At 31.2% G+C, this 9,167-nt stretch carries 10 protein-coding genes; all 10 read right to left on the reverse strand.

Going from position 1 to position 9,167, the window contains the following annotated elements; translation table 11 throughout:
* Positions 1 to 5: 5 nt before the first annotated feature.
* Positions 6 to 983 (reverse strand): hypothetical protein, encoded by a 978-nt coding sequence (locus tag J3U66_RS06385; protein WP_267348427.1) that lies wholly within the window; start codon positions 981 to 983, stop codon positions 6 to 8.
* A 141-nt stretch (positions 984 to 1,124) separates the two neighbouring features.
* Positions 1,125 to 2,177 (reverse strand): hypothetical protein, encoded by a 1,053-nt coding sequence (locus J3U66_RS06390; RefSeq protein ID WP_267348429.1) that lies wholly within the window; start codon positions 2,175 to 2,177, stop codon positions 1,125 to 1,127.
* Position 2,178: 1 nt separating this feature from the next.
* Positions 2,179 to 3,354 carry a hypothetical protein gene (locus J3U66_RS06395; protein WP_267348431.1) on the reverse strand — a complete coding sequence of 392 codons (1,176 nt, stop codon included), beginning with the start codon at positions 3,352 to 3,354 and terminating at the stop codon, positions 2,179 to 2,181.
* Positions 3,355 to 3,459: 105 nt separating this feature from the next.
* Positions 3,460 to 3,900, reverse strand: a complete 441-nt coding sequence (locus J3U66_RS06400; protein ID WP_267348433.1) for a hypothetical protein — start codon at positions 3,898 to 3,900, stop codon at positions 3,460 to 3,462.
* A gap of 147 nt (positions 3,901 to 4,047) precedes the next feature.
* Complete coding sequence (locus tag J3U66_RS06405) at positions 4,048 to 4,506, reverse strand: hypothetical protein (RefSeq protein WP_267348435.1); 459 nt, start codon at positions 4,504 to 4,506, stop codon at positions 4,048 to 4,050.
* A complete protein-coding gene (locus tag J3U66_RS06410) occupies positions 4,478 to 5,461 on the reverse strand; it encodes a M15 family metallopeptidase (RefSeq protein WP_267348437.1) in 984 nt (327 codons plus the stop codon). The genes J3U66_RS06405 and J3U66_RS06410 overlap by 29 nt, the downstream gene beginning before the upstream one ends.
* 247 nt (positions 5,462 to 5,708) lie before the next feature.
* On the reverse strand, positions 5,709 to 6,092 hold the full coding sequence (locus tag J3U66_RS06415; RefSeq protein ID WP_267348439.1) for a hypothetical protein: 384 nt from the start codon (positions 6,090 to 6,092) through the stop codon (positions 5,709 to 5,711).
* A gap of 22 nt (positions 6,093 to 6,114) precedes the next feature.
* Complete coding sequence (locus tag J3U66_RS06420) at positions 6,115 to 6,501, reverse strand: hypothetical protein (protein ID WP_267348441.1); 387 nt, start codon at positions 6,499 to 6,501, stop codon at positions 6,115 to 6,117.
* Positions 6,502 to 6,546: 45 nt separating this feature from the next.
* Positions 6,547 to 7,782, reverse strand: coding sequence for a hypothetical protein (locus J3U66_RS06425; protein WP_267348443.1), 1,236 nt, complete (start codon positions 7,780 to 7,782; stop codon positions 6,547 to 6,549).
* Positions 7,783 to 7,836: 54 nt separating this feature from the next.
* The coding region (locus J3U66_RS06430; protein WP_267348445.1) for a DUF2345 domain-containing protein at positions 7,837 to 9,167 on the reverse strand (1,331 nt) is incomplete at its 5' end.

Genomic DNA, 9,167 nt, shown 5'->3' on the forward strand with positions numbered 1-9,167 from the left:
TCTATTTAATTGAAACTATTCAAAATCATTGGTTCAATAGTACTTGGATTACATTCAAACTTTTTAAAGTGCATCTCTTTTCTTTTTATTCTCACACCTTCTTTTCCTAGATTTGTATCCACCAAATAATCAGTGTCTTTATTGGTAAAAGTTATTACAGATTTTTTCTTGTCTTTATCATCGATTATTTTTACTAGTTGTAATTCTAATTTTGACTGGTTACCAAGTCTATAAAACAACTTTGAATTAATATAATCATAGCATAACGATAATTGAGTATTGTTAACTTCACATCCAAATGCATTTTTTTCATTTTTATCTTTATTACAAAGTGTCGTATTTTTAAAAAATACATTTTGACTATAAATATTAATGATATCTTGATGCTGGTTTAAATTTAATTTTTTATAAAACTGCTTTATCCAATCTTTTGAAATGTTTTTTTCCAAAAATGAATTAAATAACAGCAATAAAAAATAATCAGGATAAGACAATTGAGTATTATCTATAAAATAATGCTTTATTTTTTCTAAGAAAATAGAGTTCATAATGTCTAGTTTGTCATTAATATTCTGAATAGAATAACTAACAACTTGTCCTTGAGAATAATCTAGATTGATCTCGCCTAATATGATTAACTTTTTATCTAAACTAGTTAAATAAGTTATTTTAGCTGGGCTTTCCATCCCACCAAATTTATCAAAAATAGGAATTACACCTAAATTTGAAGTTTGAATTGATGGATTACCTCCTCCGTTGTAAATATAACTATTAATTGTTCCATCTATATTTAAATTTAAATCAATTTGTGACATTTTGTCTTCTTCAGGATTAATCAGACGACAATAAATATATTTTCCTTCAAAATTATTACCATTAATAAATTGACCTTTAATAACATTTAATTTACTTTCCTTACATAGTTGTGCAAATATCGGAAAACTAAAGAAAAGCAATATTGTAAAAATATAAAATTTTTTCATTGTTTACCTGTTAAGAATATTTTTTAGTAATTCTTCATATAGTTGGTGAGCAATTTTATCAATAATTGAAAATCAAGGTTTTCATTTTCACAATTTAATTTTTACATTAGTAATAATAAGATATTTTATTAATAAATTTATTTACCAAATAGTAAATGAATCCCCTTTAATCCATTTAATTATTTTACCGTTCTGTTTACTGTTATAACTTATCTTATACCAGACTCTCGAATGTTGTTCATCAGCCCAAATTACATCCAAAATTTTTACCATATCGTTTTTTATTATATAAATATCTGTTGAAGAGTTATCATTGGGTTCATTATAAAGATTTATTTTTTCTTGCTGGATGTAAGATTTGATATTGGGTTCTACATTAGATTTATTTAATAATTCTAATAATGCCTTTTTATCATAAAAAGTTTTTTTCCCTTTTGCATCAAAAATATCTAATCCAATAATTCCATCAGTTTTTACCTCCCCTATTCGTTGGTAAACTTTTGATTCTTTAAAACAGTATTCTTTTTCTTTATTTACTATTATTACTCTGAATTTATTCAAAAAATAATCAGAAAGTGAGGAATATCGTCGATAAAAACTGATATCATCTATTTTACCAATAAAAGCATCGAATTCTTTATCAGATAAATATTTATTAGTTTCTGGATAGTAGATATTATCGTATATATTGTATAAATAAAAATCTGGAAATAGATTTAAAATTGCATCTTCACCAAATCCATTTTGGATGATTTGTTTATCGCCACAATACGAATAATTGGCTACCATAAAATTTTTTAATTGTTGGCTTATATATATACATTGAACCATTAAATCATTATTTTTAACAATAATAGGTATATGTGCTTCAATAGATTCAGCTGCTGGCATAAAGTAATACAATGCAGGCTGATTATTCCATGCTTCGAATGCAATATTCAGCATTCCGCGTATTCCAATAACATTTTTATATAATTTGCTAGTATTTTTTGCCTGCACTTCTAATATGGCTTTTTTTGCAAAAACTTCTTCCTCATCATTTTCATCTTCACAAAAATAAGAAGTGAATTTATAAACTTTTGAATCAATACTAAATTGTTTATTTTCTTGAGATGATTTAACATTACAAGGTCGCTTTGCGTAGCTAAAACTACTGATTATCATTAATAATATCAATATGATGATTTTTTTCACTCTAGAATTCCTCAGTTAAATTTGATGTTTGTCGAAGAATTGATTCAAACAAGTTCGCAAAAGAAGCTATGCTATCAGCACTATCACTGCCATTAATTACTTTTCTTGCAGTTTTGTAATCAATATGATTTTTATAGATATACTCAGGTAATTTACTACCTGTAAAAACCCCTTTCATCATTCCCCAAATCATAATTGGTACAGCAAAGTCAAGTTCCGCAGCTTTATCTGGATCGGTTGTAAAATCAACACCCAAATAATTACTAGCCTTTTTATAGTTATTTTTCCAAGTTAAATGAACTAAACCCCGACCTCGATATTTATAACCATCTCCTTCGACTATATTTCCATTGTTCTTAGCATTTTTTCGTAAAGCTTCAGTGCTTGCTAATACAGGGTCATATTTATTAAAATATTCTTTTCCTAATCCACCGGAACGTTCTTCCAATGCACAGAAGAAATCATTTCCCCAGCTAGCTTCCCAACGAGCTGTTGCTAACATATAAGATATATAGTAAATGTTCGGTTTAAAGTCATCATTTTTTTTATAAAATAGATTTATTCTTTCAATAATTCCACAAAGAGCATCTTTAGATTTCTGATTAAAGTTCGGAACGATATCGTTCTCGTTTTTCTTAAATTTTTTATGTTCGCTTTCATACTTAGTAAGGAAAACTTCAACGTTTATCAAACTTTTCCATGAAACAAAATTATATAATGTAAGCGGATTCACAAACCAAACCTTACCATTTTGGCTTAACGTGGCAGGCGTTGATGAAGTTTCGGTTTGCTCAGTTGAGGGGGGCGATGTTTGACTTTTTTCTGTTTCAGTGTCACTTTGTTCTGTCTGTTGACTTTGCTTAGCTAATCCTTCGACTACATCGTCCCACCACAGCATTTTTGTCGCTTTTTCTTTGGTTTTTTCCCATAATTCTGACTTCTCCTCTAACACTTTTATTATGACAAATAATTTAAGTTGTTCCGGTGTTAATTTCTTTTCGGAGGCATCTTTATAATCAGCGGGAAAACGCTCATAGTCTCTTCTTTGTTGTTCTAAGCCTTGTTTTATTGATTCTTGTTCGCTTGCATCCATCTTACTAACATATGCATCACGTTTTGCTTCATCACCGTCTTTTATATAACCCAAATACAAATAGTTTTCCGCATCATCGGTCATTTCACTGTTTAATGCTTCCCATTCCGGCCGCTTTCCTTCCGCATCCAGCTCTTCATACCATTCACTTTTTGAGTAAAGATGTAAAAATTCATATTCTTTAAACCGTTACTCAAAAATCCAAGATACACATTTATTATTTTCATGAGCTTCTTTTATCGCATCCACTAAAGTAGACAAATCTTCTCTAGCCTTTTTTAAATATAAAGGATCAAGTGAAATAGCAGAAATAATCTTTTTATTTTTAATAAAATATTTACTTTCAACAATAAAAACAGTTTCAGATTTCAAATTTTTATCATGAAAACCTATTGGTAAATTGTAGTATTCGGTGTTTGATTTTACTTCAAGTTTATCTTTCACTTTTATGACCATAATTTTTGAACGGTATGTCTCACCATAAATTCCTAGTTCAAGTTGATCTTTTTTACAATTTAACAAAGCTCCTTCTGTCGAATGTAAGGATTCAAGCGTCATCTCTTCTGCTTTTAAAGTGAATGATAATAATAAAATATTGAGACTAATTAAATATAATATACCTTTCATCATCTAATTTTTCTTTATTATGTTTTTTTAATAATACTGATACTTTATAACCAAAAATGATTTCAATCGTTCGCTAATATTCAATATCTGGCTCATTAAACAATCACTTTTATGAGTAAAGGTATAAAAACGCAAGTTATTTTTAAATATTTACTTAAAATTCCATGATAAACATTTATTATTTTCATGAGCTTCTTTTAATATTTGTTTAATAGATTCATAGATCTCATTTATTTTTTGGCTGTAATCTGAGCCTAGTAACGATACAAGGACTTGATCATTTTCAATATAAAAATCATAATCAATAGTTAAAATATTTCTGAATTTTTCATAAATCGGGCGATCATAATAACTAAATTTAGCTTTTATTCTATAATTATGAGGTTTACTATTGATAACTTTAATATTACTTTTAAATGTTTCCCCATAAACGTTTAATAATAAATCACTATTTTTTTTATCTTCACAAATTAATTCCGCTCCTTCAGATGAGAAGGACTGAGTTTCAAATACATTTGCATTTGCGTTTGCGTTTGCGTTTGCGTTTGCGTTTGCAATAAAAAGATAACATATTAAGAAATTAACTAATATTGACATAACCTTCATCATCTAATTCTCCTTCATTATATTTTTTTAATAATTCTGATGCTTTATAACCAAAAGTAATTTCAAAATGAGGATAATCTTTAAATGTTATCCAATCTCCCCCCCATAAAAAACCATAAGATTTTGCAATATCTACTATTTCTTTAATTTTTCGGTGTTTATCATCTAAAAAAATTGCTTTATTATCTAAAATTTCGACCACATCAATGGCTAATCCATAATTATGAAAACTGTATCCACCTTTAACTTTTGTCACAATAGGATCCGAATTTACTCTACCTTTATCATACAATTTATTTTGTTCTTCTATAGATCTATAACCATCTGATACTCTTAACTTCAAATTTAACTTACTTTCAGCATCATTTATAAAATCTAAAGTGTGTTGACGAATTTTTGGATGTAATAATGCTATCCTTGAGTTTGTTACTTTGTCCCATGTTTCAGTTTTTTTCCCTTCCATATAATAATCCACCATCGCCACAGGATGCATAAACCAAACCTCACCATTTTGGCTTAACGTGGCAGGCGTTGATGATGTTTCGGTTTGTTGCTTTGAGCTGTCTTCTGTTTTATCTTTTTCTGTTTCAGTGTCACTTTGTTCTGTCTGTTGACTTTGCTTAGCTAATCCTTCGACTACATCTTCCCACCACAGCATTTTTGTCGCTTTTTCTTTGGTTTTTTCCCATAATTCTGCCTTCTCCTCTAACTCTTTTATTATGCCAAATAAGTTAAGTTGCTCCGGTGTTAATTTCTTTTCGGGGGCATCTTTATAATCTGCTGGAAAACGCTCATAGTCTCTTCTTTGTTGTTCTAAGCCTTGTTTTATTGATTCTTGTTCGCTTGCATCAAACTTACTAACATATGCATCACGTTTTGCTTCATCACCGTATTTTATATAACCCAAATAGTTTTCCGCATCATCCGTCATTTCACTGTTTAATGCTTCCCATTTCATCCGTTTATCTTCAGTATTTACCTCGGCATACCATTCTGAAACTAGAGTTTCTGCATAAAAGTTGTTTGTATGGTTAAATAAGATTATTTAATGGTATAAATTCCAAATTGAAGCCTTAGATTGGTTCTGCTTGGAGTATTTAATTTTTACAGTAATTCTGGTGTAAACTTATAAAAAATCTGAAATAAATTATGACTAACTTGAAATTAAATTCCATTTATTCCTATAATAACCTCCAATTTGAACACTATTGTTCTACATTAATAGTGTAGTTTTTTTCAAATTCTTCTGCCGGTTGATGCAGTGTATCTAAAGTAATACCATGCATTTTAATTACTATGGTTCCTGTTACTATAGGAGTTCCCTTAATAATAAGATGATTATATGCATGCTTTGCATCTAAATCGAAAGGCGCTAATTCAAGACCGGAATTTTTGGGCTCAATTCGATAATCAAAAATTCTATCAATTACAGGACCAAGGTGAATATAAATTTCAGCATAATAAGGTTTATTTAATGTGGCATCAGGTAAATTTTTCGGTAAAATTTTCCCTTTTGATACGCAACCAGCAAGCACAAAGATCAAAAGTAGTTTGATTAGTAAGGTTAAATAATATCGTGATTTTTTCATATAATTTATTCCAATTTAAATACTATTGTTCAACGTTAATAGTATAAATTTTTTTAAATTCTTTTCCAGAGAACATTGTACCATAAGTACTACCTGCAATTTTAATCTTAATCATTCCGGTTACTTTAGGGCTTCCTTTTACAGCAAGATGATTATATGCAGCAGGTGAGTTTAAATCGTAAGGCGCTAACTCAATTCCTGAATTTTCAGGTTCAATTTGATAATGAAAACTTCTACCAATTACAGGACCTGGACCAACGTAAATAAAAATTTCAGCATAATAAGGTTTATTTAATGTGGCATCAGGTAAATTTTTCGGTAAAATTTTCCCTTTTGATGCGCAACCAGCAAGCACAAAGATCAAAAGTAGTTTGATTAGTGAGGTTAAATAATATCGTGATTTTTTCATAGAAACTCCAAGGTTTATTTAATTTTTGTTAACTAAAGTATTTTTTTAAGGAATTTTACTCACGATAATAGCAGCAAACGAACATTGCACAACATCTTTCAAAAAGATTCCAGCTCTCAACCAATTTTTCACCTTTCTCCATGAAAATAGCTCAAGCTGAACTTCTTCCGTTAATGAGGTTTGTTCAGTTATGTCTTGACCATTAAGTAATTTTAATTTGTCTGTCCAAACTATCCAGTGATCTTTAGTTGTAGATTCTTCGCCATATAAAAGTAGCGATGCGGCTATTAGTACAATAACATGGGTATCCGGGCGTATATAAGAATTTAAACGACATAAATCGGCCAAAGTTAAATGTGGTCCAGTAATCTGTGTCATTATATTTGTATTAATATCATATAAAATTTTAGTACCAGACTTTTCAAACCATGTTTTAAGGTCACCGGCGGTGCTAATACCTTGAGCTTGATCATCAGGTGAGTCGTAATCAAAAAGATTATTTTCTGAATCCCTTAAACTCGCTAAGGTCATCCAATCTATGGGAGGTGTTTTTGGTTGATTATCTTCTTTAAAAAACTTACTGGGGTGACGACAACCATAACTTGGTTTTATTTTTAAAGTGCCAATTTTAGTTTCACCCGATTCCCAAAGTTCTTTTACAACCTGTTGATATAAATCTGATCTATCCATTAATAAACAATAAAAGAACACTGCCGGTCCACATAAACTAGCCTCACCTTGATCAGGAAAATCATATTTTTTTTTCAATCTTTCTTTTAAAGCTCTTTCAACTTTAGTTTTATCAAAAGGATCTAACAGAACATCTGGTGGGAGTTCTTTAACCTCAAAAGCTTTTGATTTGAAAGTTATTTTAACTTCATATATAGGTACGCCTCCATATTGAGTTTTTTCGGTTGTTTCATTGTATTCAAACTCCCTTGATATACCCCACTTTTTTTCTGACGTGACAAAACCCTTAAGCGGAATAATTGCTGTCATAGGTTCAGGTAATACTTCATATTCATCCTCACCTAGTTTATGGTATAGATTTAGCTCTAATATATAAGATGTAGTATCTGGATCTGAAATATCTAGTGAAGGATGAACTAGCGTTTTCTTATCAGATTGTAATGGCTGTTTGCCTGTAGATTTTAAAGCATAAATTTTATTACCCTTATCATCTATTTTATATAACTCCATTTCATAAATAATATATTTATGATTGGTATTTGTCTTTATACTTGTGGAGATGTTGTATACTGTCATTTGAGTTTGAACCATTATTTTAATCATTTATTTTTATAGTTAAAAAATAACCATCTAATTATTAATGTTTTACAGGTTAATAATTTCTCCTTTACTCGTTTTACTTAGAATTAAGCGAATAGTAATTTTTTCTTCTTTTTCAGTATAAAACCTTTCTGTATAACCGTTATCATCAGTTTCACCGCATATAACTGAACCATCTTCCATAAAAGCTAAATATTTAGTCTTTTTATATGGTTCCGCTTCATCATTAACCATAAGAAACTTTAAGCTATATTTATCATTTTGGTCTAATTTATTTGGCAAGAATTCAGTTACAATAGTCTCAGGTAATGTTATCTCTGATCTATTTTTTTGTGCAGTGCCCATTTTTTGCAGGGCATTGCTTTTTATATACACATTACCAGCTGTACCGAGCTCAATCCCCTCTTCACTGATTTTGATATAAGAGCCACCACAAATTAAGGTGATTTTTTGACTGGCTGTGATTGTCAGCTCACCATCAACACTGTCAATTTTGACATCTTGCTTGGCGGCCATATTCAGGTTGGCATTTTGCGCTTGCAGGTTTATATCCCCCTGGTTAGCAAAAACTTTCATCCCCGATTTGTGAGCAAATAACCCCATTGATTCACCACCAGACAAGGTGATGGTTTTTAAGGCGGTAATATCAGTCTGGTTTTCACTGGTTAAGGAAATACTGCTACTCGTGGATAGTTGGATGTTTTCAGGACTGGTTAACGCAATGCCCTCCTGTGCATAAGCTAAAATGCCACTTTGCGCCAGTTCAGTTAAGTTTGCCTTGAGCTGATTTTGACTGTCGGTATCAGCACTGTGTGCTTCCGATTGTTTAGCCGCATTTTGCAGGGATTTAGCTATCGATAAGGCGTTTTCTAACTGAGTAATCGCACCTTGCATATCCAGCTGTTTGCCCTGCGCTTTCGGTTCGGTTTGGGTGGTCAGATATAACCCCTTTGCCGCCGCTAAGGCGCCCCATTCATCAGTGCGCAGTTCAAACCCTTCACCTCGCTGCTCTTTATTCTGGTTAACTAAGTGACCAATATTAAGCTGGGTTTTTCCATATTCAGTGGCTAACTTGATGTGCTCCTGACCGCGTTTATCATCCATCCGCAGTTTATTGTTGGTCGCTGTGCGAATCACATTGCGATGTTTGTTGGCCGTTGCAACGTGGTCAGGGTGGGCACTGTCATGCATCGCATAAGCAATATAAGGGCGGTCAGGGTTACCGTTAGTAAAGGCTATCGCCACCTCCGTACCGTCAATAAGCGGAAAGTGAAAACCATAACGGCTACCGGCATACGGTTTTGCCAGTCTGACCCATAAGCTCTCTTCACCGCTGTTCCAGCTTTTCAGGTCAAAGTTAAACTTAACCCGATACC

This window comes from Gilliamella sp. B2969 (genome assembly GCF_026536195.1).
Taxonomy (GTDB): domain Bacteria; phylum Pseudomonadota; class Gammaproteobacteria; order Enterobacterales; family Orbaceae; genus Gilliamella.